The sequence below is a fragment of the Nonomuraea sp. NPDC003707 genome (assembly GCF_053587055.1).
Genome location: NZ_JBSFNK010000001.1, coordinates 780,180 through 805,825, shown reverse-complemented (window position 1 = coordinate 805,825; position 25,646 = coordinate 780,180). Strand labels below are relative to the sequence as shown.

General features: G+C 70.5%; 23 protein-coding genes and 1 tRNA gene. 11 read left to right on the top strand and 13 right to left on the bottom strand.

Going from position 1 to position 25,646, the window contains the following annotated elements:
- Positions 1-76: 76 nt before the first annotated feature.
- On the top strand, positions 77-277 hold the full coding sequence (locus tag ACWDRB_RS03750; RefSeq protein WP_364752747.1) for a helix-turn-helix domain-containing protein: 201 nt from the start codon (positions 77-79) through the stop codon (positions 275-277).
- 1,024 nt (positions 278-1,301) lie between these two features.
- Positions 1,302-1,457, top strand: a complete 156-nt coding sequence (locus ACWDRB_RS03745; RefSeq protein ID WP_449891735.1) for a tyrosine-type recombinase/integrase — start codon at positions 1,302-1,304, stop codon at positions 1,455-1,457.
- A gap of 59 nt (positions 1,458-1,516) precedes the next feature.
- Here ACWDRB_RS03745 and ACWDRB_RS03740 read toward each other — a convergent pair.
- The 7 genes from ACWDRB_RS03740 to ACWDRB_RS03710 form a co-directional block, all read right to left on the bottom strand.
- A tRNA-Val gene (locus ACWDRB_RS03740) sits at positions 1,517-1,588 on the bottom strand.
- Between the two features lie 17 nt (positions 1,589-1,605).
- On the bottom strand, positions 1,606-2,607 hold the full coding sequence (locus ACWDRB_RS03735) for an ROK family protein (protein WP_449891776.1): 1,002 nt from the start codon (positions 2,605-2,607) through the stop codon (positions 1,606-1,608).
- A 367-nt stretch (positions 2,608-2,974) separates the two neighbouring features.
- Complete coding sequence (locus ACWDRB_RS03730) at positions 2,975-3,298, bottom strand: hypothetical protein (protein WP_449891734.1); 324 nt, start codon at positions 3,296-3,298, stop codon at positions 2,975-2,977.
- 14 nt (positions 3,299-3,312) lie between these two features.
- Positions 3,313-3,768, bottom strand: coding sequence for a peroxiredoxin (locus tag ACWDRB_RS03725; RefSeq protein ID WP_449891733.1), 456 nt, complete (start codon positions 3,766-3,768; stop codon positions 3,313-3,315).
- A 36-nt stretch (positions 3,769-3,804) separates the two neighbouring features.
- The gene (locus ACWDRB_RS03720; RefSeq protein WP_364253069.1) at positions 3,805-4,236 is read right to left on the bottom strand and encodes a DUF3052 domain-containing protein; all 432 of its coding nucleotides are present in this window, start codon (positions 4,234-4,236) and stop codon (positions 3,805-3,807) included.
- 117 nt (positions 4,237-4,353) lie between these two features.
- The gene (locus ACWDRB_RS03715; protein ID WP_355194151.1) at positions 4,354-4,761 is read right to left on the bottom strand and encodes a secondary thiamine-phosphate synthase enzyme YjbQ; all 408 of its coding nucleotides are present in this window, start codon (positions 4,759-4,761) and stop codon (positions 4,354-4,356) included.
- A gap of 9 nt (positions 4,762-4,770) precedes the next feature.
- Positions 4,771-4,953, bottom strand: a complete 183-nt coding sequence (locus ACWDRB_RS03710; protein WP_350723120.1) for a DUF1918 domain-containing protein — start codon at positions 4,951-4,953, stop codon at positions 4,771-4,773.
- A 760-nt stretch (positions 4,954-5,713) separates the two neighbouring features.
- Between ACWDRB_RS03710 and aceE the strand changes: the two genes are divergently transcribed.
- The 3 genes from aceE to ACWDRB_RS03695 all read left to right on the top strand — a co-directional run bounded on the left by aceE (position 5,714) and on the right by ACWDRB_RS03695 (position 10,885).
- Entirely contained in the window at positions 5,714-8,461 is a 2,748-nt protein-coding gene (gene aceE / locus ACWDRB_RS03705) for a pyruvate dehydrogenase (acetyl-transferring), homodimeric type (RefSeq protein WP_357730319.1), read from the top strand.
- Between the two features lie 185 nt (positions 8,462-8,646).
- Positions 8,647-10,140 (top strand): alpha/beta hydrolase, encoded by a 1,494-nt coding sequence (locus ACWDRB_RS03700; RefSeq protein WP_449891732.1) that lies wholly within the window; start codon positions 8,647-8,649, stop codon positions 10,138-10,140.
- Positions 10,141-10,150: 10 nt separating this feature from the next.
- Entirely contained in the window at positions 10,151-10,885 is a 735-nt protein-coding gene (locus tag ACWDRB_RS03695; RefSeq protein ID WP_449891731.1) for a maleylpyruvate isomerase family mycothiol-dependent enzyme, read from the top strand.
- 162 nt (positions 10,886-11,047) lie between these two features.
- Here ACWDRB_RS03695 and ACWDRB_RS03690 read toward each other — a convergent pair whose 3' ends face one another.
- From ACWDRB_RS03690 to ACWDRB_RS03675, 4 genes are all read right to left on the bottom strand, one after another.
- Positions 11,048-11,404 (bottom strand): VOC family protein, encoded by a 357-nt coding sequence (locus ACWDRB_RS03690; RefSeq protein WP_449891730.1) that lies wholly within the window; start codon positions 11,402-11,404, stop codon positions 11,048-11,050.
- A gap of 86 nt (positions 11,405-11,490) precedes the next feature.
- Positions 11,491-12,222 (bottom strand): helix-turn-helix transcriptional regulator, encoded by a 732-nt coding sequence (locus ACWDRB_RS03685; protein ID WP_350723111.1) that lies wholly within the window; start codon positions 12,220-12,222, stop codon positions 11,491-11,493.
- A 150-nt stretch (positions 12,223-12,372) separates the two neighbouring features.
- Positions 12,373-13,350 (bottom strand): aldo/keto reductase, encoded by a 978-nt coding sequence (locus tag ACWDRB_RS03680; RefSeq protein WP_449891729.1) that lies wholly within the window; start codon positions 13,348-13,350, stop codon positions 12,373-12,375.
- A 61-nt stretch (positions 13,351-13,411) separates the two neighbouring features.
- Entirely contained in the window at positions 13,412-15,325 is a 1,914-nt protein-coding gene (locus ACWDRB_RS03675) for a hypothetical protein (protein WP_449891728.1), read from the bottom strand.
- A 125-nt stretch (positions 15,326-15,450) separates the two neighbouring features.
- On the opposite strand from ACWDRB_RS03675, the gene ACWDRB_RS03670 reads away from it, so the two are divergent.
- From ACWDRB_RS03670 to nirD, 6 genes are all read left to right on the top strand, one after another.
- Positions 15,451-15,927, top strand: coding sequence for an N-acetyltransferase family protein (locus ACWDRB_RS03670; protein ID WP_449891727.1), 477 nt, complete (start codon positions 15,451-15,453; stop codon positions 15,925-15,927).
- 207 nt (positions 15,928-16,134) lie between these two features.
- Positions 16,135-17,445, top strand: coding sequence for an MFS transporter (locus tag ACWDRB_RS03665; protein WP_449891726.1), 1,311 nt, complete (start codon positions 16,135-16,137; stop codon positions 17,443-17,445).
- Positions 17,446-17,449: 4 nt separating this feature from the next.
- Positions 17,450-19,471 carry a molybdopterin oxidoreductase family protein gene (locus ACWDRB_RS03660; RefSeq protein WP_449891725.1) on the top strand — a complete coding sequence of 674 codons (2,022 nt, stop codon included), beginning with the start codon at positions 17,450-17,452 and terminating at the stop codon, positions 19,469-19,471.
- Entirely contained in the window at positions 19,468-20,862 is a 1,395-nt protein-coding gene (locus ACWDRB_RS03655; protein ID WP_449891724.1) for an FAD-dependent oxidoreductase, read from the top strand. Before ACWDRB_RS03660 ends, ACWDRB_RS03655 begins: the two co-directional genes overlap by 4 nt.
- Positions 20,859-23,285, top strand: a complete 2,427-nt coding sequence (gene nirB / locus ACWDRB_RS03650) for a nitrite reductase large subunit NirB (RefSeq protein ID WP_449891723.1) — start codon at positions 20,859-20,861, stop codon at positions 23,283-23,285. Before ACWDRB_RS03655 ends, nirB begins: the two co-directional genes overlap by 4 nt.
- Positions 23,282-23,602 (top strand): nitrite reductase small subunit NirD, encoded by a 321-nt coding sequence (gene nirD, locus ACWDRB_RS03645; RefSeq protein WP_449891722.1) that lies wholly within the window; start codon positions 23,282-23,284, stop codon positions 23,600-23,602. Before nirB ends, nirD begins: the two co-directional genes overlap by 4 nt.
- Here nirD and ACWDRB_RS03640 read toward each other — a convergent pair.
- Both ACWDRB_RS03640 and ACWDRB_RS03635 read right to left on the bottom strand, forming a co-directional pair.
- The gene (locus ACWDRB_RS03640) at positions 23,557-24,237 is read right to left on the bottom strand and encodes a response regulator (protein WP_449891721.1); all 681 of its coding nucleotides are present in this window, start codon (positions 24,235-24,237) and stop codon (positions 23,557-23,559) included. The two genes, nirD and ACWDRB_RS03640, sit on opposite strands and share 46 nt — an antisense overlap.
- A complete protein-coding gene (locus ACWDRB_RS03635; protein ID WP_449891720.1) occupies positions 24,234-25,343 on the bottom strand; it encodes a sensor histidine kinase in 1,110 nt (369 codons plus the stop codon). Before ACWDRB_RS03635 ends, ACWDRB_RS03640 begins: the two co-directional genes overlap by 4 nt.
- Positions 25,344-25,646: the final 303 nt, after the last annotated feature.

Below are 25,646 nucleotides of genomic sequence, written 5' to 3'. Positions count from 1 at the left end.
GCGAAGCGATCATGGCCGAACACATCCGGCAGCGCGTCCAGACCGCCCGCAAGATCGCGGCAGATCAGGCGGATGGATGACCCCACCCCTACCCGCCCACGACCGGCGGCTCTACCGCGTCTGCGAGGCCATGCACCTGCTCAGCCTCAGTCGAAGCGTGATCTACGAACTCATCCGCTCAGGACGCCTCCGCTCCGTGACCCAGGGGCGTACCCGGCTCATCCCCGCCTCAGCCATAGAGGACTACATCTCCCTACTCGAACAGGAGGCTTCATGACCGAACGGCGCAGTCGAGGAGACGGCGGCCTGCACTGGGACGAGCAGCGGCAACGCTGGATCGCCTCGGTGACGGTCGGCTACACCCCGGCTGGCAAGCGCATCGTCAAGAAGGCCAGCGGCAAGACCAAGACCGAAGCCAAGGCCAAGCTCAAAGAGATCGTCCGCGACCATGAGGATGGCCTGGCCATCGCGTCCACCAACTACACGGTGGCCGACGCCGTCCGCTACTGGCTTCAGCACGGCCTCGGCGGACGTTCCTCCGCAACCGTCAAGATGTACAACACCTACGCCGACACGCACGTGATCCCTGCCCTCGGTGCTCGCAAGCTGCGGGATCTGTCCGTGGAAGACGTCGACAAGTGGCTGGCCGGCAAGACGGGCGAACTGGGCACCCGGTCACTCAAGCTGATCCACGGCATCCTCAACCGGGCGGTCAAGAGCGCGATGCGTCGCGACAAGGTCAAGCGGAACGTCGTGGACCTCTGCGACATCCCGGAGGGAGGCGCCGGTCGTCCTTCCAAGGCGCTGACGCTGGCTCAAGCTCTCGCCGTCCTCACACAGGCAGAGAAGAGCGGCAAGCGCATGCAGGCCTACATCGTCCTCTCACTCCTGACCGGCGCTCGTACGGAGGAACTGAGGGCGCTGCTCTGGTCGCACGTCGTGGCCTACGACGAGGCTCGGGCCGCGTGGCTGCCGGTGGGGGAGACGGGCTGGGGGCACGAGGAGTTCGCGATCTACGTCTGGCGGTCCGTCCGGCAGAAGGGCGACACCAAGACGGTGAAGTCCCGCCGGTCGCTCAAGCTGCCCCGACGCTGTGTGGAGGCGCTGCGCCTGCTCAAGGAAGCCCAAGAAACCGCTCAAGAAAAGGCGGGAGACCGATGGAAGGGCACGGATCTCGTGTTCTGCACGCGGACCGGCACACCCGTCACGGCTCACAACGTACGACGTGACTTCCGGAGGGTGGTGGAGGGGCAGGGCTCACCGGGCGGGAGTGGTCGCCTCGCGAGCTGCGCCACAGCTTTGTGTCCGTGCTGTCAGACTCCGGCGTCCCCATCGAGGACATCTCGCGCCTGGTCGGACACTCCAACACCGTGGTTACTGAGACGGTCTACCGACACCAGATCAGGCCCGTGATCATGCAGGGAGCTGCGGCGATGGACAAGATCTTTGGGAGTTAGTCACTCACTTAGTCACTCAGACGCCGTTTTCAAGATCAGAGATCAAATGTTTACGCAGGTGGGCGGTACTGGGTTCGAACCAGTGACCCCTCGCTTGTAAGGCGAGTGCTCTACCGCTGAGCTAACCGCCCCTGATCGGCACTACACCTTACGACACCACGGGGCCCGATCGCACATCCACTGTCCAGCCCGGGCCCAGTTCGGGGCGGCCTGCGGCGCGCCAGCCCAGGAGGGCGGCTCCGAGCATGCCCGCGTCGACCCCGAGTGCGGCCGGCACCAGTGGGGGTGCCTCGCGGAAGGCCAGGCGTTTGACGAGACGGGTGCGTACCGGGTCGAAGAGGGCCGGGCCCGCTTCGGCGAGGCCGCCGCCGAGGACGATCACCGTTGGGTCCAGCAGGAGCGTGTACGTGGCCAGGGCCAGCGACAGGGCCTCCACGGCCTCGTCCCAGACCTCTACGGCGATCGGGTCGTCGGAGGAGACCACCTGCTCCGCCTTGACGCCCTCCAGGCCGGCGCGCTGGCTGTAGCGGCGGCCCACCGAGGCGGCCGAGGCGTACGTCTCCAGGCAGCCGAACTGGCCGCACGCGCACTCTTCCCCGTCCGGGAAGACCGGGGTGTGGCCGATCTCGCCCGCCCAGCCGGAGGAGCCGCCGTACGGTTCGCCGCGGATGATCGAGGCGCCCGCGATCCCCGTGCCGATGGGGAGGAAGAGGAAGTCGGACAGGCCTCGGCCCGCGCCGAGGATGCTCTCCGCGAGGCCGCCGGTGCGTACGTCGTGTCCGAGCAGGACGGGGATGTCCAGGGTGGTGAAGCTGGTGGCGGGGACGTCGCGCCAGCCCAGGTTCGCGGCGTAGACGGCGGCGTTGTCGGAGACCAGGCCGGGGACCGCCAGGCCCACGCCGGCCGGGGCGTCGTCACCCGAGGAGGCCAGGTGGCTGATGAAGTCGGAGATGGCGGACACGACCGCCTCCGGGCCCTCCGCCCGGGGGGTCGGGCGCCGCTCGCTCAGCAGCACCACACCGGAGTCGCTGACCAGGCCGCCCTTCATGGACGTGCCGCCGACGTCGAGCGCGACGACGAACGAGCTCGGAGCCGGGTTCGGGCTCACGCTCACACTCGGGTTCGGGCTCTCGCTCACGCTCGGAGTCATCTCGGACACGGAGGAGACGATAGCGCAGCTCAGCAAATGTCTGGAAAGAGTCTCTTCGCCCGCGGGGATTCGCTGCAGGGATTCCCGGGGCTTGGATCCGGCTTGGCAGGGCGGCGCGGGGCTTGGACCCGGCTTGGGCGGGCGGAGCTTGGACCCAGCTTGCCGGGCCTAGCTTGGACCTCCGCCCGGCCAAGCCCTGCCCAAGCCCTGCCCAAGCCCTGCCCTGCGCCGAGGGATCCAGGATTCGGGTCCCAGGGCAGCCTGCCGAGGGCTCAGGGCGGCTCGCGGCGCTGTGAAGGCCCCCCGTGCCCCCCGTGCCTCTGTGTCCCGGCTCAGGGCTCCGTCCGTTCGTGTCCGGTCCTGGGGCTCAGGTGCGGCCCAGTACGCGGTTGAGGGCCGCTTCCACCTCCGCCGAGAGGCCGGGGGGTGAGGACGGTGGGGAGATGGGAGAGCCCGTGAGCGCGTCCGAGCGCGCCAGCCGTACGTCGCCGCAGGACCGGCACTCCACCTCGCCCAGCCGGCAGATCAGCGCGACCGACCCGCAGGCCGCGCACGAGTCGAGGTCGAGGTCGTGCAGCCGCTGACAGTCCGGGCAGATCAACACCTGCGTTTCGCGGCGCACCCCGCGCTGCCACGGGCTGGCGCCGCGCACCGGGTCGGTCTGCCGGGCCCCGCATCGGTAGCAGGGCATCGTTCCCTCCGAGGTCAAGAAATGTCGGCGAGTGCCTTGATGTAGTCGGCGATGTCGCGTGCGGCGGAGGTCGGATTGACCACCGACCACCGGATCACACCCTCGCCGTCGATGATGAAGGTCCCCCGAAGAGCGAACCCCTTCGCCTCATCGAACACACCGTACGCCCGCGCGACCTGTCCGTGTGGCCAGAAATCGGAGAGCAGCGGAAACGCATAACCCTCGCGATCGGCCCACGCACGGTGCGTGAACAGGGAGTCGACGGACACGGTCAGCAGTTGTGCCCCGTCGAGCGGCTGGTCGCGCAGCGCGGACAGCTCGCCGTGACAGATCCCGCTGAAGGCAAGCGGGTAGAAGACCAGCACGACCTTCGTGCCCCGGAACTGAGACAGGCTCACCGGGGTGCCGTGCTGGTCCTGCAGCTCGAAATCCGGAGCCAGGGCGCCGACCTCGGCAGGATGTGCGTTCACGGCTTCATCCTGCCGTACGGAAGGCGCTCCGGCTCCCTACCGTTTGCTGCCCTTGGGCGTGACGAGCCTGGTCCCGGACCAGTCCGGTGCGGCGGAGATGCTGCTGGTCTGCGAGAGGCCCGCGGTAGCGGCATCCTCCCCGATGTCGCTCGGCTCCACGTGGCCGTCGCGTCCGGCCTTGGGAGTCAGCAGCCAGATCTGGCCGCCGTCGGCGAGTGCTCGCATGGCGTCGCTGAGGGCGTCGAAGAGGTCTCCGTCGCCGTCGCGCCACCACATCAGCACGACGTCCACGACGTCGTCGCTCTCTTCGTCCAGCAGCTCGTTACCGGTCAGGTCCTCGATGGAGTCGCGAAGCTCGTCGTCGACGTCCTCGTCCCAACCGATCTCCTGCACCACCTGACCCGGCTTGAGGCCGAGCCGTTCGGCCAGGCCGCGCTCGCCCTGCGCCTGACCCGCGGTCGCGCTCACGTTTATCCCTCCTGCTTGAGTGGCCCCGCTTATGCGGTTTATCGCTTCGGCACAGTCCACACGCTGTGACCCTCAGTCGTCAACGGTCGCCACGGGTGCGGCCGTAGTCGGCCAGAATCAATCCGACAAAAACGACAGGCGAACCTGGCGTTGCCGGTTGTCGACGTTCAGGTCGACGAGTGCGATCGACTGCCACGTACCGAGTGCCAGACGCCCGCCCAGCACGGGGACCGTGGCATATGGCGGGATCAGCGCGGGCATGACATGTGACCGTCCGTGACCGGGCGAGCCGTGGGCGTGACGCCAGCGGTCATCGGGCGGCAACAGGTCGCGCAGCGCGGCGAGCAAGTCGTCGTCGCTGCGCGAGCCCAACTCGAGCAGGGCAACACCGGCGGTCGCATGGGGCACAAAGATATGCAACAGCCCGTCTTCGCCCTGCCTGCGCACGAAATCAGCGCATTCAGCGGTGATGTCGTGCACTGTCTCTCGTGACCCTGTGGCCACGGAGATGATTTCAGATCTCACAGGGAAATCTTACTTATGCACCACGACGGCGTCCGGGCCGGGAAACACCAGACCGGTGTGCCCGTCGTCGAAGCGCACCATGTAGGGAGGCCCGCCTTCGAGGCCCTGGACCTCCACAATCACACCACTCCGGTCCCCTTCGCCAACGGCATGTCCGTGCACCAGGAGCCGGTCTCCTACTGCAGCATTCATATAACCCACATTGGTACGTGGGAGGCCGTCCGAAAAGGGTGATTCGCAAGTTTTGCTCCCCCTCCAGAGGGGCGGAGAAAAATGACCGAAACGTTACGCTGCGATGAGGCGGCGGTGCCCGGGACGGGTGGCGAACGGGCAAGGCGTGGAGGGAGTTCGGAGGCCGTGGGGAGGCGGAGGGGGCCTCGAGATGGTGGTGGGCCTTGGGGGTGGCAGGGGTGCCGAGATGAGAGGGAGGCGAGAGATCTTAAGGGTCATGCGGGTCTGAGGGGCGTCATGGACAGGAAGAGGTGGCATGGCCCCATGGGTGGTGAGGGGCGTCACAAGTCGTGAGAGGCGATGCGGGTCGCAAGTGGTGACAAGGGGCATGATCAGCGGCGATGCGCTCCCGGCCGACCCTCCGCCGGACGGCCCCCGTCGGAGCCGGGCCGGGAGGATGGCCGCTAGACTCGCCCGTCACGCCGCGCCCTCGTGGGGTGAGAACCCCCTCCCTTCGGGGGAGAGTGGAGGGTGCGGGGACCAGGAGTCCAGAGACATTCGAGCGAAATTTCGTTCGTTTTCCTGTCTTGTTAAATTGCTCCCGGGATGTAACCTTTGGTGGCGATTCGTCCTACCATCGGTGGTCTAGGCCATCTGATCTGTCTCTGCCAGCAGGGACACCACTGGTTACCGGTCAGTAGAGATGCGTTTTCTACGGCTAGCGACCAGGATGGAAGGCGACCCAGACCAGACATCAGTCATCCTCGGAAGGCGAGACCCAGTGGCTTCCGGACGCCAGCGATTCTCGATCATCAGCGACGGCCTACCCAGCCAGCTGCCTGATGTCGACCCCAGCGAGACCAACGAGTGGCTCGAGTCTCTCGACAACGTCGTCAAGACCGAAGGCCGCACCAGAGCCCGCTACCTCATGCTGCGCATGCTGGAGCGGGCCCGCGAGCACCAGGTCGGGGTGCCGGGTTTGCGGAGCACCGACTACATCAACACGATCCCGCCGGAGCGCGAGCCCTGGTTCCCCGGTGACGAGCACGTCGAGCGCCGCATCCGCGCCTACATCCGCTGGAACGCGGCCATCATGGTGTCCAGGGCCAACGCCCGCACCAACGTCGGCGGCCACATCGCCACCTACGCCTCCGCCGCCTCCCTCTACGAAGTGGGCTTCAACCACTTCTTCCGCGGCAAGGATCACGGCGAGTCGGGCGACCAGGTCTTCTTCCAGGGGCATGCCGCGCCGGGCATCTACGCCCGCGCCTTCCTCGAGGGCCGCCTCAACGAGGCCCAGCTCGACGCGTTCCGTCAGGAGCTGTCGCACGGCTTCCACGGCCTGCCCTCCTACCCCCACCCGCGCCTCATGCCGGACTTCTGGGAGTTCCCGACGGTCTCCATGGGTCTCGGCCCGATCGGCGCGATCTACCAGGCGCGGTTCAACCGCTATCTGCTCAACCGGCAGATCAAGGACACCAGCCGCAGCCACGTGTGGGCGTTCCTGGGCGACGGCGAGATGGACGAGCCCGAGTCGCTCGGCGCGATCGGCCTGGCGGCCCGCGAGGAGCTCGACAACCTCACGTTCGTGATCAACTGCAACCTGCAGCGGCTCGACGGTCCCGTACGCGGCAACGGCAAGATCATCCAGGAGCTGGAGTCGTACTTCCGCGGCGCCGGCTGGAACGTCATCAAGGTCGTGTGGGGCCGCGACTGGGACCCGCTGCTGGCGGCCGACGTCGACGGCGTGCTGGTCAACCAGATGAACACCACGCCCGACGGCCAGTTCCAGACCTACTCGGTCGAGTCCGGCGAGTACATCCGCGAGCACTTCTTCGCCGGTGACCCGCGCCTGCGCAAGATGGTCGAGCACCTGACCGACGACGACATCCGCAAGCTGTCGCGCGGCGGCCACGACTACCGCAAGGTCTACGCGGCGTTCAAGGCGGCCCGCGAGCACGTCGGCCAGCCGACCGTGATCCTCGCCCAGACCATCAAGGGCTGGACGCTGGGCAAGGACTTCGAGGCGCGCAACGCCACCCACCAGATGAAGAAGCTCACCAAGGCCGAGCTGAAGGAGTTCCGCGACCGGCTCTACCTGCCGATCCCGGACTCCGCGCTGGAGGGCGAGCTGCCCCCGTACTTCCACCCGGGCGAGAACGACCCCGAGATCCAGTACATGAAGGAGCGCCGCGCGGCGCTCGGCGGCGTGCTGCCCAAGCGCGTCATGCGCGCCAAGCCGGTCAAGCTGCCCGCCGACGAGGTCTACGGCGGCTTCGCCAAGGGCTCGGGCAAGCAGCAGGTCGCCACCACGATGGCGTTCGTACGGCTGCTCAAGGACCTCATGCGCGACAAGGAGATCGGCCACCGGTTCGTGCCGATCATCCCGGACGAGGCGCGCACGTTCGGTCTCGACGCCATGTTCCCGACGGCCAAGATCTACTCCCCGCACGGCCAGACGTACGAGGCCGTCGACAGGGAGCTGCTGCTGTCGTACAAGGAGGCCACGCAGGGCCAGATCCTGCACGAGGGCATCAGCGAGTCGGGCTCGATGGCCTCGGCCATCGCGGCGGGCAGCGCCTACGCCACGCACGGCGAGCACATGATCCCGATCTACATCTTCTACTCGATGTTCGGGTGGCAGCGCACCGGCGACCAGATGTGGCAGATGGGCGACCAGATGGGCCGCGGCTTCCTGCTCGGCGCCACCGCGGGCCGCACCACGCTCAACGGTGAGGGCCTGCAGCACGAGGACGGCCACACGCCGCTCATCGCCTCCACCAACCCGGCCGCGATCTCCTACGACCCGTCGTGGGCGTTCGAGGTGGCGCACATCGTCAAGGACGGCCTGCGGAGGATGTACGGCGACCAGCCGGAGGACGTCTTCTACTACCTGACCGTCTACAACGAGCCCTACCTGCAGCCCGCCCAGCCGGCCGACCTCGACGTGCAGGGCCTGCTCAAGGGCCTGTACAAGTTCGCCGACGGGCCGCAGACCCAGGGGCCGAAGGCCAACATCCTGTCCTCCGGCGTGGCGGGCCCGTGGGCGATGGAGGCGCAGCGGCTGCTGGCCGAGGACTGGGGTGTCTCGGCCGCCGTGTGGTCGGCGACGTCGTGGTCCGAGCTGCGCCGCGACGCGCTGGCCTGCGAGGAGCACAACCTGCTCAACCCCGACACCGAGCAGCGCGTCCCGTACGTGACCCAGGCGCTCTCCCAGGCGCAGGGCCCGTTCGTGGGCGTCAGCGACTACATGAAGGCCGTGCAGGACCAGATCGCGCAGTGGGTGCCGGGTGACTGGTCCTCGCTGGGCACCGACGGGTTCGGCCTGTCCGACACCCGCTCGGCGCTGCGCCGCCACTTCCACGTCGACGCCGCCTCGATCACGCTGGCCGTGCTGACCAGCCTGGTCAAGCGGGGCGAGCTCGACGGCGAGGTGCTGCGCGAGGCGATCGCCCGCTACCACCTCAAGAACGGCGTCACCGAGGCGGGCGGCGCGGAGAGCAACGACACCCAATCGATGGGCGTCTGAGTCATCCAGGAGCGGCGCTCCCGCGAAGTACTTCTCGCGGGGGCGCCGTCATTTTCGCCGTCCGCGGCGTTCGGCCTGTGAGGCGGCACGTTCAGGAGGGGTACGTGCCGCCTCACCCAGGTATGGTGCGGCGTCACGTATTGTGGGCACTACTTCCCCCTGAGAGACGAGGGAGAAGTCTGTTTATGCGACGCGTCCTAGCCGCCCTGCTCATCCCGGTCGTCGCCGGTTGTTCCACCGTGCCGGCCGAGCCCGCCACGCAGTCGACGGCGGACACCGGCACGATCAGCTGGGGGCCGTGCACCGACATCAAGCGTCCCGGCGGTGAGCCACCGGCCAGCCAGGACAGTTCGGTACGGTGCGGGAAGCTGGCCGTTCCCCTGGACTACAACAAGCCCGACGGCGAGAAGCTGGACCTGGCGCTCATCAAACTGCCCACCACCGGCAAGAACCGGCTGGGCTCGATGGTCTTCAACTTCGGCGGTCCCGGCGCCTCCGGCGTCGACACGCTCGACCAGGCCGCCAAGGCGCTCACGGGGCTGCGCGCCCGATACGACCTGATCAGCTTCGACCCGCGCGGCGTGGAGCGCAGCTCCGGCGTGCGCTGCGGCGACACCGTGGAGATGGACAGGTTCACCGCGCTGGACACGCTGCCGTCCGACAGCCAGACCCACCAGGAGACCGCGGCGGCCAACAAGCAGTTCGCCGCCCTGTGCCAGCAGCACTCCGGCAAGATCCTCCCGTACATCGGCACCGTGAACGCCGCCCGCGACATGGACCGGATCCGCGACGCGGTCGGCGACCCCAAGCTCAACTATGTCGGCATGTCGTACGGCACGCAGCTCGGCGCCGTCTACGCCACCGAGTTCCCGAAGAAGGTCGGCCGCATGGTGCTGGACGCGCCGCTCGACCCGACGGTGACGTTCGAGCAGCGCACGCTGGTGCAGACGCGCGGGTTCCAGAAGGCGTACGAGAGCTTCCTGCGATCGTGCGTCAAGAACAAGTGCGACATCGGCAAGGACCAGGAGACCGCCAACGCGAACGTCGACAAGCTGCTGAACCAGCTCACCACCCAGCCGCTGAAGGTCGGCACCCGTGAGCTCACCCAGGGCCTGGCCGCCACGGGTGTGGCGGCGGCGCTGTACTCGGAGCTGACCTGGCCCTTCCTGGAGCAGGCGCTCTCGGAGGCGATCAAGGGGCGGGGCGAGGCGCTGCTCTACCTGGCCGACTCCTACACCGGCCGCTCCCAGGACGGCAAATACTCCACGCAGATGACCAGCTTCCCGGCCATCACCTGCGTGGACACCTCCGAGCGGCCCAGCGAGGCCGAGCTGCGCCGCACCGAGGCGGCCGCCATGAAGATCTCGCCGCTGTTCGGCAGTGAGGGGTCCGGCGGGCTGTGCCGGGTCTGGCCGGCCAAGGGCAGCGATCAGGCGCGGCACGTGAACGCCACCGGCTCGGCGCCGATCGTCGTGATCGGCGGCAAGGGCGACCCGGCCACGCCGTACGAGTGGGCGCCCAAGCTGACGGCCCAGCTCAAGACCGCCAGGCTGGTGACGTACGAGGGCGAGGGGCACGGCGCCTACCTGTCGGGCAGCAAGTGCGTGCTGGAGCTCGTGGACTCGTTCCTGATCGACGGCAAGCTCCCGCAGAAGGGCGCGACCTGCCCGGCGGCCTAGGGTGGGGCCCGTGACATACGACTCGCTCATCGACGCCGAGACCGCCCGCCTGGCGGCCCTGGCCGCGGACCTGTCCGTCCCGGTGCCCACGTGCCCGGGATGGACACTCGCGGAGCTGATCACGCACGTCGGCCAGACGCACCGCTGGGCGGTGCACGTGCTGCGCAACCAGGTCCAGGAGCGGATCTGGTCGCGCCAGGTGCCCAGCGGGCTGGCCGAGGGGCAGAGCGGCGACGCGGCCTGGCTGACCGCCGGGGCGGCCGAGCTGCTCGGCACGCTCGGCGACACCGACCCCACGCTGGCGGTGTGGACGTGGGGCCCGGACCGGCAGGCGTCGTGGTGGCCCCGCCGGATGCTCTTCGAGCTGGTGATCCACCGGGTCGACGCGGAGCTCGCGCTCGGCATCGACCCGGTCGTCCCGGCCGAGGTCGCGATCGACGGCATCGAGGAATTCCTGCACAACCTGCCGTACGCGACCTGGGTGACCCGGTCGCTGGCGGAGCTCGAGGCGGAGGGGGCCACGATCCACCTCCACGCGAACGACGCCGACGGCGAGTGGACCATCACCCAGGGTCCGGCCGGGACGGTCGACTGGGCGCGCGGGCACACCAAGGGCGACTGCGCCGTCCAGGGGACGGCGCAGGACCTGCTGCTCATGCTCTACGGCCGGCGCTCGCCCGAGGCGCTGACCGTGTACGGCGACGCCGACCTCCTCAAGCGCTGGCTGTCCAAGGCCGCCTTCTGACACGGGGGATGCGCCCTGGACGCGCCGCCGCTCGGCGATCGGCGGCGTGCCCAGGGCGCGGGGTGAACCGCTCCTAGGAAGCGGCCCGTCCGTACGCCGGGGGTCTGCGGGGAAGGCGTTCTCCCCGGCCCTCGAACGGGTGATTCACCTGTGAGGGGAAGCTCACCTGCGGTGGAAGACCCCGAAGACGCTCCCGGACGTGTCACGCAGGTAGGCGAAGTCGGTGCCGGCGCCGTCGTCGATCACCTTCGTGATCACCTTGCCGCCCAGCGACTCGCTCTTCGCGCAGGCCGCCTCGACGTCGGCCACCTGCACGTGGAAGATCGCGTGCGCCGGGAACTCGCCCTTGGTGTTGAACAGCCCGCCGCCGGGCTGCTCGCCGCCCGGATAGCCGATCATCCGGTAGTCGATCGGCCCCTCGCCGGTGCTGAACGTCCAGCCGAACAACCCACCGTAGAACGCCTGGGCGCCTTCGGGATCGTCGGTCGCGATCTCGAACCAGGTCACGGTGTTGTCCATCGTCGTCTCCTCGTCACTGAGCCTTTCTCGAACAGAGCAACGATCTAACGCTGTGGCGACAACCCTATGTCGGTGTTTTCGATTGACTAATCGAGCATGGCGGTGTCCACGATCATGTTGGGCACGTCGGCGGCGAAGCCTTCGAGCGGCCGGTCGGGGCTGCGCTCGGCGGTCACGGTCGCGGCGGCGATGCGATCGAGCCGGAAGACCCGCACGTCATCGCGTAACCGGCACCAGGCCACGAGATACCAGAACCCGCCCCGCCCGCCCAGGAACACCCCCGGCTCGACGTCCCGCGAGGTCAGCGCGCCCTTGGCGTCGGCGTATTCGAGCCTGAGCACGCGCCGCCGCAGCAGCGCCTCCTCGATGGCCCGGGAGATGCCCTCGCCCCCGAGCGGCCGGACCTCGGGGGAGCCGGGCTCCGGCGGGTGGTGGACGAGCTGCACGCGCCGCGCCAGCTCCCTGGCCAGATCGCCCTCGGAGCCCGGCATCGCGGCCACGACCTTGCGTAACGCGCTGCGGGCCTGCCGGCCGAACGGCTGGTCGCCGGCCTGGCTGAGCGCCACCGCGATGGCCACCGCCTCGGCCGGGGTGAAGTTGAGCGGGGGCAGGGACATCTTCTTGTCGATCGCGTAACCGCCCTTGCGGCCCGCCTCGGCGTAGATCGGCACCCCTGACTCCTGCAGGGCGGTGATGTCGCGCTCGATCGTGCGCACGCTCACCTCGAACCGCTTGGCCAGCTCGCGGGCGGAGCGGCAGCGGGGCGCGATGGCGCGCAGGTCTTCGACGAGTGCGTAGAGCCGGTCGGTGCGATTCACAGCCGCGACGCTACGCGCCGCCACCGACAATCATGGTCCGCGCGCCGTCCCGGCCACCCGTGCCTCACCCCGCCGCCACGGGGGTCTCACCGCGCTGGCCAGGCCGTGCCGCTCCCCGTGCCGCGCCCCGTCAATGCCCCGTCAATACGCCTACCAGCGGTCGTGGACCTGCGGCCGGATCAGGTCGTCGTAGACGGCCTCGACCGCTTCGAGCGTGGCCGGCGGGAGCGGCGCCGACGTCGCGGCGGCCGCGTTCGCGGTGGCCTGGGACGCGTTGCGGGCGCCGGGGATCACCACCGACACGCCGGGCTGGTCGAGGATCCAGCGCAGCGCGAACTGGGCCATCGTCAGGCCCTCCGGCACCAGGGGAACCAGGCGGCGGACCGCCTCCAGGCCCGTGCGGAAGTCCACGCCCGAGAAGGTCTCGCCGACGTCGAACGCCTCTCCCTGCCGGTTGTAGGTGCGGTGGTCGTCCGCGCCGAAGGTCGTGTGCTCGTCGTACCGGCCGGACAGCAGGCCGCTGGCCAGCGGGACGCGGGCGATGATGCCCACCCCGGCGGCCCGGGCGGCGGGCAGGACCCGCTCCAGCGGCTTGAGCCGGAACGCGTTGAGGATGATCTGCACGGACGCCACCCCCGGCCGCGCGATCGCCGTAAGCGCCTCCTCGCACGTCTCCACGCTGACCCCGTACGCGGCGATCTTCTGCTCGGCCACCAGCGTGTCCAGCGCGTCGAACACGGCGTCCGTCGAGTACACCGGGGTCGGCGGGCAGTGGAGCTGGACCAGGTCGAGGGTGTCCACGCCGAGGTTCTGGCGGGAGCGCTCGTTCCAGACCCGGAAGTTGGACATCACGTAGTTGACGGGGATCTGCTCCAGCCGGCGGCCCATCTTGGTGGCCACGGTCAGCTCCGGCCGCCCCTTGGCGAAGCGGCCGACGATCTGCTCGCTCCGGCCGTCGCCGTAGACGTCTGCCGTGTCGATGAAGGTGACCCCGGCGTCCACGGCGGCCCCCAGGGTGGCGAAGGCCTCGTCCTCCGTCACCTGGCCCCAGTCGGCGCCGAGCTGCCACGCGCCGAGGCCGACTGTGCCCACCTGGCGTCCTGTTCGTCCCAACGTGCGTTGTTCCATGGGAACAGTCTCCCGGATGGGAACCGCGCTCCGGTCCGAGGCCGGTCCCGCCGCAGGTTCGCTACCGGGGCTGGTAGCAGCAGCGCAGCCCCGTCTGCACCGTGGCGCGCAGTTCCTCCCCGATCGCCTGGTCCACCGCCGAGATCCGCGCCAGCGCCCGCCTGATCGCCTTGCCCACGGCGATCCTGGCCCGCTCCTCGCTCCCCGTGAACGGCCGCGCCCGACCGCCGATGCCCGTCGCCGCCGTCAGCTCCGCCACCAGCCACTCGCGTTCCAGCCGCAGCCCCGCCGCCCGCTCCAGGTCGTTCATCGACTCCAGCTCGTCGATCTCCGCCTCGAGCTGGCCCAGCCGCTGCCGGTAGGTGTCCCTGGCCTGGTCGTCCAGCACCGGCTGGGCCGACCCGCCCTCGGGCTCGCGCGTCCACGACCCCGCGGCCAGGTCGGTGGCGAGGATCTCCCGGCCCGGATTGGCGACCAGCGTGGCCAGGTGCCCCATCCCGACGCTGTGGTCGACGAGCGCGAGCCGCCCGCCCAGCTCGACCTGCCAGTGCCGCCCGTGCCTGCGGAAGCGGCAGCCGTCCTGCCCCGAGGCCGAGCGCCCGACCACGGACGGCAGCACCATGCCGAGCTCCCTGGCCTCCCGCGCGGCGGCGGCCTGCTCCCGGTTGGCCGCCTTGTCCTGCGTCCCGTCGCGCAGCGCCAGCGCCTGGCCCAGCCGCCACCTCGACAGCGCGACGGCCGGCCAGTGCCCCAGGGCGAAGTTCCCCCGCACGGCCGCCCGCAGGTGCTCCACCGCCGTGGACAGGTCCCCGGTGGTGAGCGCGGCCATGCCCAGCGAGTGGTGCACGGAGCCGAAGCAGGCCACGCCCAGGCTGGCGACCACCGGCAGGTTCGCGAACGGGCGCAGCAGCGCGTACGCGCGGGCGGCCGTGTCGGGGTCCTGCAGCAGGTGGGCGGTCTCCACGACGCAGTACAACGAGAGCAGCCAGGTGCTCGACCCCGGCATCTCCTCCACGCGCAGCCTGGCCAGGTGCCCGGCCGCCGCGCGCCGGTCGCCCGCGACGGCCGCGGCCAGCGCCAGGCCCGCCAGGTACGAGTTGTCGATCGGGCTCAGCGTGGGCGAGCTGACCAGGTCCGACAGGATGGGCAGCAGCTCGGCGGCCCGGCCCTGGAACCAGCGGATGGCGCCGAGTTGGCCGCCGTACCAGCCGGTCGCGTCCATGTCGCCGGCGGTCACGCCGCGCTCGAAGCACTCGCCGGCCCGCTTCTCGGCCTCGGCGAAGCGGCCCGCGCGGATGGTCAGCATGACCTCGATGGCCTCGACCACGTACCCGACCGCGAGGTGGTCGTGGCCGGTCAGCAGGCCGCGCAGCTCCGCCAGGCCGCGCTCGGCGTGCGGGTCCGCGGCCAGGTAGAGGTCGACCGTCCGCCACAGCAGGCCCATCAGCAGGTCGCCCCTGCGCTCGGTGACGGCGGCCTGGCCGATCAGCTCGCTCGCCAGCTCCAGCCTGAGCGCCGCATGCTCGGGGCCGAGCAGGCAGTGGTGCGCCAGGCTCAGCGCCTCGGCCAGCGCCGCCCCGTCGCCGGAGCCCCTGGTCTCGGCCAGCAGCTCCATGATCGTGGCGTGCCGGCCCGCGCGGTAGTCCTCCTCGCCCCGCAACCGCACGCGCAGCCGCAGGGCCGGCGAGGAGCGGGGGTCGATCAAGGACAGCGCGTGCCGCTGGCGGGCGCGTACCATCTCCGACTCCGCACATGTCCTGTGCTCGTGCACCCAGATCCCGCCCAGCCCCAGGGCCGCCCGCGCCAGCGACGACGGGTCGCCGCAGAGCTCGGCCAGCCGGTACGCCGAGTCGAACCAGCGCCGTGCGGTCTGCAGGTCGCCGTTCACGAACAGCGCCCGCTCGCCCAGCACGAGCGCCAGCTTGAGATCGGGGCACGAGGGCAGGAGTACCCCCGGTTGCTGCGCAACGCCCATCGGTTCCGCTCCCCTGTCCGATACCTTGCCTGAGCGTCTGCCACGGTCCCCGAATACCGTTCTGACAACTACGACGTTTGACACACTGGGCGGGTTCAATCGGAGAGGGCCATACGCTGGGTGCCATGATTCGCCCCGCGACACCCGCCGACGTGCCCGAAATCGTCAACATGATCCGTGAGCTCGCCGAGTACGAGAAGGCCGCGCACGAGGCGAGGGTCACCGAGGAGCAGCTGCACACCGCGCTCTTCTCCGACCGGCCCGCCGCGTTCGTCCACATCGCCGAGCACGACGGCGAGGTGGCCGGCTTCACGCTCTGGTTCCTGACGTTCTCGACGTGGCGGGGCGTGCACGGCATCTACATGGAGGACCTGTACGTCCGCCCCCAGCACCGGGGCGGCGGCCACGGGATCTCGCTCATGAAGGAGCTGGCCGGGATCTGCGCCGAGCGCGGCTACCAGCGCTTCGAATGGTCGGTGCTCGACTGGAACGAGCCCAGCATCGGCTTCTACGACAAGCTCGGCGCGGTGCGCCAGGACGAGTGGCTGAAGTACCGGCTGACCGACGAGCCGCTGCGGCGCCTGGCCGACCGCCAGGACTGACAGCTCACGTATCGTGACAAGCCACGCATAAGATTACGGCTGATCATCAGCCCGTATTACGAGCAGGTTTCCTCCGTGACGCATGTGCGTGGCTTGTTACGCCGGTGAATCACACGTAACGAACGCACAGCCACGGATCGTCAAAGTGCGTAACGCGCGCTTCCTACTTTGGAGTTCCCCCCGGACGCCGAACGTAGGAGAAAGTCGATGGCGCGCTGGATCGCCGAGTGGCACCCCGATGAACCAGCTTTCTGGGAAAGCTCAGGCAAGCGCGTCGCACGGCGCAACCTGATCTTCTCGATCGTCGCCGAGCACCTCGGCTTCACCGTGTGGACGCTGTGGAGCATCGTGGCCACCAAGATGGGGGTCTACAAGTTCTCCACGGACCAGCTCTTCTGGCTGGTCGCGCTGCCCAACCTGGTCGGCTCCGTGCTGCGCGTGCCCTACACGTTCGGCCCGGCCAAGTTCGGCGGGCGCAACTTCACCGTGGTGAGCGCGGCGCTGCTGCTCATCCCGGCCGTGTTGCTCGGCGTGGCGGTCGGGAACCCGGAGACGCCGTACTGGCTGTTCCTGGTGATCGCGGCGCTGGCCGGGGTCGGCGGGGGGAACTTCGCCTCCAGCATGGCCAACATCACCTACTTCTACCCCCGCCACAAGCAGGGGGTCGCCCTGGGGCTGAACGCCGCAGGCGGCAACATCGGCGTCAGCTCGGTCCAGCTCGTCATGCCGCTGGTGATCGGCTCGCTCGGGCTGGCCGCGGCCGGATGGTTCTGGATCCCGTTCATCGTCGTGGCCGGCGCCTGCGCCTTCTTCTTCATGGACAACCTCACCAGCGCCAGGGCCAACCCGCGCGAGCAGCTCGCGGTGGCGGGCAAGGCCCAGACCTGGATCATGTCGTTCCTGTACATCGGGACCTTCGGCTCGTTCATCGGCTACTCCACGGCCTTCCCGCTGCTCAGCAAGAGCCTCTTCCCCGATGCCCCGTTCGCCGCCGTGGCGTTCGTCGGGCCGCTGCTGGGCTCGCTGATCAGGCCGGTGGGCGGCTGGCTGGCCGACAGGCTCGGCGGCGCCCCCGTCACGCTGTGGAACTTCGCCGGGATGGGCGGCGGCGTGCTGCTGGTCTGGGCGGCCAGCACCTCCGGCAACTTCTGGATGTTCTTCCTGTCCTTCCAGCTCCTCTTCGTCACCGCCGGCATCGGGAACGGCTCCACGTACCGCATGATCCCGGCCATCTTCCAGGCCAAGGCCGTCGCCGAGCGCGGTGAGGGCGAGGAGTCGCTGCTGTACGGCAAGCGCCAGGCCTCGGCCGCCATCGGCATCATCTCGGCGGTGGGAGCGCTGGGCGGGTTCCTCATCAACCGGGCGTTCGGGATGTCGTTCGCCGCGGCCGGGACCCCGGCGCCCGCCTTCCTCGCCTTCGGCGCCTTCTACGTGTCCTGTTTCGCCCTGACCTGGTGGTGCTACACCCGCAAGGTCGGCGCCTCGGTCGTGGCCAGCCTCGCCTATGCCCGGGTCTGACCCGATGAGTGAGCCCGTGAAGACACACTGCCCGTACTGCGCACTCCAGTGCGGCATGGAGATCGGCCCGGAGCTGGCCATCAGCCCCAGGACCGACATCCCTGCCAACGCCTCCGGCGCGCTGTGCCAGAAGGGCTGGACGGCGGGCGAGCTGCTCACCAACGGCGAGCGCCTGACCACCCCGCTCCTGCACGGCGAGCCGGTGGAGTGGGAGGTCGCGCTCGACCACGTGGCGGAGCGGCTGTCCGCGATCCGCGCCGAACACGGCCCCGACGGCGTGGCCGTGTTCGGCGGCGGCGGGCTCACCAACGAGAAGGCCTACACGCTCGGCAAGTTCGCCAGGGTCGCGCTGGGCACCAGCCAGATCGACTACAACGGCCGCTTCTGCATGTCGTCGGCCGCCGCCGCCTCGATCAGGGCGTTCGGCATGGACCGCGGCATGCCGTTCCCCATCACCGACCTGGCCGAGGCCGACGTCGTGCTGCTGGCCGGCGCGAACGTCGCCGAGACCATGCCCCCGTTCGTGCGCCACCTGTCGGGCCCCCGGGTGATCGTCATCGACCCGCGGCGCTCCCAGACGGCCAGGCAGGCCTGGCTGCACCTGCAGCCCACGCCCGGCACCGACCTGGCCCTGGCGCTCGGGATGCTGCACCTGGCCATCGCCGACGAGCTCGTGGACGAGGCGTACGTGGCGGCCAGGACCACCGGGTTCGAGGAGGTCCGCACCTCGCTGGCCGCCTGGTGGCCGGAGCGGGTCGAGCGGATCACCGGGGTGCCGGTCTACCGGATGCGGCAGGCGGTCCGGGCGCTGGCCGCGGCGGGCAACGCGTACATCCTGACCGGGCGCGGCGCCGAGCAGCACGCCAAGGGCACCGACACGGTCAGCGCGTTCATCAACCTGGCGCTGGCGCTGGGCCTGCCCGGCCGGCACGGCTCCGGGTACGGGTGCGTGACCGGGCAGGGCAACGGCCAGGGAGGCAGGGAGCACGGGCAGAAGGCCGACCAGCTCCCCGGCTACCGCAAGATCGACGACCCGGCGGCCCGCGAGCACGTCGCGGGCGTGTGGGGCGTCCCGGCGGACAGCCTCCCGGGGCCGGGGCGGTCGGCGTACGAGCTGCTCGACGCCCTCGGCACCCCCGGCGGGCCGCGGGCGCTGCTGCTGTTCGGCTCCAACCCCGTGATCTCCGCGCCCGCCTCCGAACACGTGGCCGAGCGCATCGCCTCCCTCGACCTGCTGGTGACCTGCGACTTCGTCATGTCCGAGACCGCGGCGCTGGCCGACGTGGTCTTCCCGGTCACGCAGTGGGCCGAGGAGACCGGCACCATGACCAACCTCGAAGGCCGCGTCCTGCTCCGCAACCGGGCCGTGGCCCCGCCCGAGGGCGTCAGGAGCGACCTCGACGTGCTCGCCGGGCTCGCCGAGCGGCTCGGGCACCGCCTGGAGACCGAGCCGGTCAAGATCTTCGACGAGCTGCGCCGGGCGAGCAGGGGCGGGGCGGCCGACTACTCGGGCATCACCTACGAGCGCATCACCGAAGAGAAGGGCGTCTTCTGGCCCTGCCCCGACCCGGAGCACCCCGGCACGCCGCGCCCGTTCCTCGACTCCTTCGCCCACCCGGACGGCCGCGCCAGGTTCGTGCCCGTCCAGCACCGGCCGGCGGCCGAGGAGACCGACGCGGACTACCCGATCTACCTGAGCACCGGACGGGTGCTCGCCCACTACCAGAGCGGCGCCCAGACCCGCAGGATCGCGCCGCTCGTCCAGGCGGCTCCCGAGCCGTTCGTCGAGCTGCACCCGGACCTCGCCGAGCAGCTCGACATCTCGCCCGGGGACGTCGTACGGGTCAGCAGCAGGAGAGGCGAGGGGAAGGCCGTGGCCAGGATCAGCGACGCCATCAGGCGCGACACCGTTTTCATGCCCTTCCACTGGGAGGGCGCCAACCGGCTCACCAACCCGGCGCTGGACCCGACCTCGAGGATGCCGGAGTTCAAGGTCTGCGCGGTCAGGGTGGAGAGGGACACATGAGGCTCGTCGTCGTCGGCAACGGGATGGCCGGGTCGCGGCTGGTCAGCGAGGTACGGACCAGGGACCCGCACATCAGGATCACGATCTTCGGCGCGGAGTCGCGCCAGCCGTACAACAGGGTGCTGCTGTCCAACGTGCTGGCCGGCAGCTCGCGTCCCGAGCAGGTGAGGCTGCTCGAATCCTCCTGGTACGACGCCCACAACGTCGAGGCCGCCTTCGGCGACGCGGTCGCCCACATCGACAGGGAGACCAGGCACGTGGTGACCGAGGGCGGGCGGCGCGAGCCGTACGACCTGCTGGTCCTGGCCATGGGCAGCGAGGCGATCGTGCCGCCGATCCCGGGCGTGGAGCGGGCCATCCCGTTCCGCACGCTCGACGACTGCGAGCGCATCATGGAGGCCGCCGACCAGGCCCGCAGGGCCGTGGTCGTCGGCGGCGGCCTGCTCGGCATCGAGGCCGCCCGCGGGCTGGCCGGGCGCGGCCTGCCGGTGACGCTGCTGCACCTGGCCGGGCATCTCATGGAGCGCCAGCTCGACGTCGAGGCGGGCGAAGTGCTCGGCGAGACGCTCGCCGGGCTCGGCGTCGAGATCCGCACCGGCGTCAGCGCCGAGTCGGTGCGGGAGGACGGCGTCCGGCTGGCGGGCGGCGAGCTGATCGAGGCCGACCTCGTCGTGCTGGCCTGCGGCGTCCGCCCCGTCACCGGGCCGGCCGCCGCGGCGGGGCTGGAGGTGCGGCGCGGCATCGTCGTGGACGACGAGCTGCGCACCGACGACCCGTCGATCTTCGCCATCGGCGAGTGCGCCGAGCACGAGGGCACCGTGTACGGCCTGGTCGCCCCCGCCTGGGAGCAGGCCTCCGTGGCCGCCGACGTGATCACCGGCGGCAAGGCCCTCTACCGGGGCTCCCGGCTGGTCACCAGGCTCAAGGCCAGGAGCGTCGAGCTGGCCGCCATGGGCGAGACCCAGCTCACCGAGGAGCACGCCGAGGTGGTGCGCTTCAGCCACCGGGCCCGCGGCACCTACCGCAAGCTCGTCATCCGCGACGGGCGGCTGGTGGGCGCGATCCTGCTGGGCGAGAGCGACGCCGTGGGCACGCTCACCCAGCTCTTCGACCGAGGCGCGCCGGTGCCGGGGGACCGGGCCGGGCTGCTGTTCCCCGGGCTGTCGTCGGCGCCGGTGGCCGACAGCCCGACGCTGATGCCGGACGCGGCCAAGGTCTGTCAGTGCAACAACGTGACCAAGGGTCAGATCAGGGCGTGCTGGGAGGCCGGGGCCCGCGACGTGGCCGGAGTGGCGGCCGCGACCAGGGCGACGACCGGATGCGGAACCTGCCGCGACGCCGTGGAGGGCATCGTCGGCTGGCTGTGCGAGCAGGAAGGGATTTCAGTATGAGCAGGATCGTCGTCGTTGGGTACGGGCCGACGGCCCACCGGCTCGTCGAAACCCTGGTGGACAAGGGCTTCGACGGTCGGATCACCGTGATCGGGGAGGAGCCGCGCCCGGCGTACGACCGGGTGGCACTGACCTCCTACCTCTCCGGCGTCACCATGGAGGACCTCACCTACGAGGTGCCCGCGGGGGTCGTGACGAGGCTGAGCAGCCGGGTCACCGGGATCGACCGGGAGGCCCGCGAGGTCGCCCTGGCCGACGGCGCCACCGAGCCCTATGACGTGCTCGTGCTGGCCACCGGGTCGGCGCCGTTCGTGCCGCCGGTGCCGGGCGCCGAGCACGCCTTCGTCTACCGCACCATCGACGACCTGGACGCGATCCGGGTGGCCGCCAAGGACGCGGTCGAGGGCGTCGTGGTCGGCGGCGGGTTGCTCGGCCTGGAGGCCGCCGACGCGCTGCGCGCGCTCGGGCTGAAGGCGCACATCGTCGAGATGAGCCCCTGGCTGATGCCGCGGCAGGTGGACGAGGGCGGCGGCGCGGTGCTGAAGTCCCACATCGAGGGCCTCGGGCTCGGCGTGCACGCCGGGGCGGGCGTCCAGGAGATCGTCACCGCGGACGGCCAGGTCACCGGGCTGCGCAAGCCGGACGGCACGGTGCTGGACGCGCAGGTCGTGGTCTTCTCGGCGGGCATCAGGCCGCGTGATGAGCTGGCCAGGTCGTCCGGGCTGGCGGTCGGCGAGCGGGGCGGCATCGTGGTGGACTCCTCGATGCTCACCTCCGACGCCTCGATCTACGCGGTCGGCGAGTGCGCGCTGGTCGGCGGCATGGTCTACGGCCTCGTCGGGCCGTGCAACACGATGGCCGAGGTGGCGGCCGACCGGATCATGGGCGGGTCCTCGGCCTTCGAGGGCGCCGACATGTCCACCAAGCTCAAGCTGCTGGGTGTCGAGGTGGCGCAGTTCGGGGCCATGTCGGGGGCGCTCGACGTCACCTACATGGACCCGGTGGGCGGTGTCTACAAGAAGCTGTTCATCAGCGACGACGCCAAGACGCTGCTCGGCGGCATCTGCGTGGGCGACGCCTCCCCGTACACGTCCCTGCGGCCCTTCGTCGGCAAGGCGCTGCCCGCCTCGCCGTCCGACCTGCTCTTCAGCGGCGCCGGGGCCAGCCTCGACCTGCCCGACGAGGCGCAGGTGTGCTCCTGCAACAACGTGTGCGCGGGCGACGTCCGCACGGCCATCGCCGACAAGGGCGTCACCGACGTGCCCGGCATCAAGGCCTGCACCCGCGCCGGCACGACCTGCGGCAGCTGCGTGCCGATGCTCAAGCAGCTGCTGGAGAAGTCGGGCGTCGAGGTCAGCAAGGCGCTGTGCGAGCACTTCACGTACTCGCGGGCCGAGCTGTTCGACATCGTACGGGTCCGCAAGATCACCACGTTCTCCCAGCTCATCACCGAACACGGGCACGGCAGGGGCTGCGACATCTGCAAGCCGGCCGTGGCCTCGATCCTGGCCTCGCTCTACAACGGCCACGTGCTCGACGGCGAGCGGGTCACGCTGCAGGACACCAACGACCACTTCCTCGCCAACATGCAGAAGAACGGCACGTACTCGGTCGTCCCGCGCATCCCCGGCGGCGAGATCACCCCCGACAAGCTCATCGTGATCGGCGAGGTGGCCCGCGACTTCGGCCTCTACACGAAGATCACCGGCGGTCAGCGCATCGACCTGTTCGGAGCCCGGGTCGAGCAGCTGCCGGAGATCTGGCGGCGGCTGGTGGACGCCGGGTTCGAGTCCGGCCACGCGTACGGCAAGGCGCTGCGCACGGTGAAGTCGTGCGTCGGCTCGACCTGGTGCCGCTACGGCGTGCAGGACTCGGTGGGCATGGCCATCGCGCTGGAGCTGCGCTACCGCGGCCTGCGCTCGCCGCACAAGCTCAAGTCGGCCGTCTCCGGCTGCGCCCGCGAGTGCGCCGAGGCCAGGTCCAAGGACTTCGGGATCATCGCCACCGAGCAGGGCTGGAACCTGTACGTCGGCGGCAACGGCGGCTTCAAGCCCCGCCACGCCGACCTGCTGGCCACGGACCTGAGCTCGGAGGAGCTCATCAGGACGATCGACCGGTTCCTCATGTTCTACATCCGCACGGCCGACCGGCTGCAGCGCACCTCCACCTGGCTGGAGTCGCTGGACGGCGGGCTCGACTATCTCCGCGAGGTGATCATGGAAGATTCGCTCGGCATCTGCGCCGACCTGGACGCGCAGATGGAGAACCACATCGCCACGTACGCCGACGAGTGGGCGGCCACGCTGGACGACCCCGAGAAGCTGAACAGGTTCGTCACCTTCGTCAACGCCCCCGGCGTGCCGGACCCGTCGATCGTCTTCGCCAGCGAGCGCGGCCAGATCAAGCCGGTGATGGCCCGATGAGCTGGACGCGGATCTGCGACTACGAGGCCATGGTGCCGGAACGCGGCGTCTGCGCCCTGGTGGGCGGCGAGCAGGTGGCCATCTTCCGCACCCACGACGGCACGCTGCACGCGCTGGGCAACCTCGACCCGTTCAGCGGCGCGTACGTGCTCTCGCGCGGCATCGTCGGCAGCAGGAAGGGCGAGCCGACCGTGGCCTCGCCGCTGCACAAGCAGGTGTTCTCGCTGGTGTCGGGGCGCTGCCTGGACGAGGACGCGGTGTCCGTGCCGATCTACCGGGTACGGGTGGCGGACGGCGGCGTGGAGGTCGGCGCCTGATCGCCCGCCAGGACCAAGCCCAGGTCGTAGGCTCGCACGACGGCCTGGGTGCGGTCTCTCGCGCCCAGCTTGTCCAGGACGTTGCCGACGTGCGTCTTGACCGTCTCCCTGGTGACGTACAGGGCGGCGGCGATCTCGGCGTTGCTCAGCCCGCGGGCCAGGTGACGCAGGACGTCCAGCTCCCTGGGCGTGAGGTCGTGGGCGGCGGCGGCGCGCGGGCGCGGGGCGGCGATGCGGCGCAGCGCGTCGGGGAAGAGCACGCCGTCCCGCAGCCGGATCGCGGTGACCAGGTCGGCGGCGGGGGAGCGCTTGAGCACGTAGCCGGCCGCGCCCGCGCGTAGCGCGCCCCAGACGAGCTGGTCGTTCTCGAACGTCGTGACCACGACGACCCGGGTCCGCGGCGAGAGGCGGGCCAGCTCCCGGGTGGCGTGCAGGCCGTCCATGCTGCCGGCGGGGCCGGGCATGCGGATGTCCATGAGCACGACGTCGGCCGCGCGGCCCAGCTCGACGGCGGCGTGGCCGTCGGCCGCCTCCCCGATCACCTCGATGTCGTCGTACGGGGAGAGCATGGTGGCCCAGCCGGAGCGGATGAGCGGCTCGTCGTCGGCCAGCACCACCCGGATCCCCCTGCTCACGCGGGCAGTGTCGCCGTCACCCGCCATGTGCCGTCCACCTCCTCCCGCTCGAACACCCCGCCGGCCAGGCGCGCCCGCATCCGCATCCCCACCAGACCGCGCCCCTCCCCGGGCGTCGCGCTCCCGGCCACCGCGTTCTCCACGACCAGCACGACCGCCTTCCCGCCCTCTCCAGCGCCGCCCCTGACCGCGGTCACCTCGGGGTCGGCGCGGTGCCGGACGGCCAGGTCCACCCGGACCCGCCCCCGCCCGTGCCTGAGCGCGTTCGTGACCGCCTCCCTGGCGATCGCGTACGCCGCCCGCGACGCCGCCTCCGGCACCCGGTCCACCGGGTCGGCACGGCACTCCACGTCCAGCCCCTGAACGAGCGCACTGAGGGCGGCCAGCGTGGGCGCCTGCGTCGTACTGCCCTCGTCGAGCACCCGAAGGAGCACGTCCAGCTCCTGCTGAGCGCCACGTGCGGTGCCCACCAGGTGGTCCAGCGACCGTTCGGCCACCGGCACCGTCTCCGGCCGCCCCAGGGCCGCCTGGGCCGCCATGGCCTGCACCAGGACGACGCTGAGCGCGTGCCCCACCGAGTCGTGCAGGTCCAGCGCCAGGCTCTGGCGGCGGCCGAGCTCCTCGATCACCAGCGACGGGTCGGAGCGCAGCAGCCTGCGCGCCACCCGCTGCTGCCCGGCCCCCGCCAGCACCATCACCGCCAGCACGGCCACGGCCATGACGGACACCTGCGCCAGGTCACCCTGAGCGGCCTGCCGGCGGGTGAACGCGGGCGCCAGCGCCAGCACCCCGGCACTCAGCGTCGCCCCCACGAACAGGTGCAGCGCCGTCAGCACCCGCAGATAGACCGGGTCGGCGCGGTCCGGCACGGCCACCCCGAGCAGCTCTGACAGCGCGATGACCTCCAGCCGCGGCGCCAGGGGCAGGCATGCCACGAGCGCCGACGCGGGCAGGCACGCCGCCCACAGCAACAGCACCCGCGCCAGGGACACCTCCGTCACGAGCGCCACCGCCAGGACCGCCGCCACCGGCGTCAGCAACGCCGCGCCCAGTAGCTGGTAGAGCACCGCCTTCCAGGGCTTCCAAGGTTTCCAGGGAACCGCCACGGCTCCAGAAGCTAGCCGACCGGCCCGGGGACCGCCTCCCTCGTACGGGGGAAGTGGCTCGTCTTCCGCCTGCTCAGAGTGGGGTCATGCCGTTCTGGCATATCGGCTGCGCCGATGCCAGGCCGAGGGCTATGCTCCAGTCTCCACCGGGGGGTAGACGTGCGGGCTTCGATGGGTCAGTGGCAACACGCAACGCCGTCCTGAATCGATGCTGTCGCAACGTTCGGCGTCCTCGCGCTGGGGGAGGGGTTCGGGGTTCGCCTGGATTCGCGGCACTGGACGGACGCTATCGGCGGCGCCCTG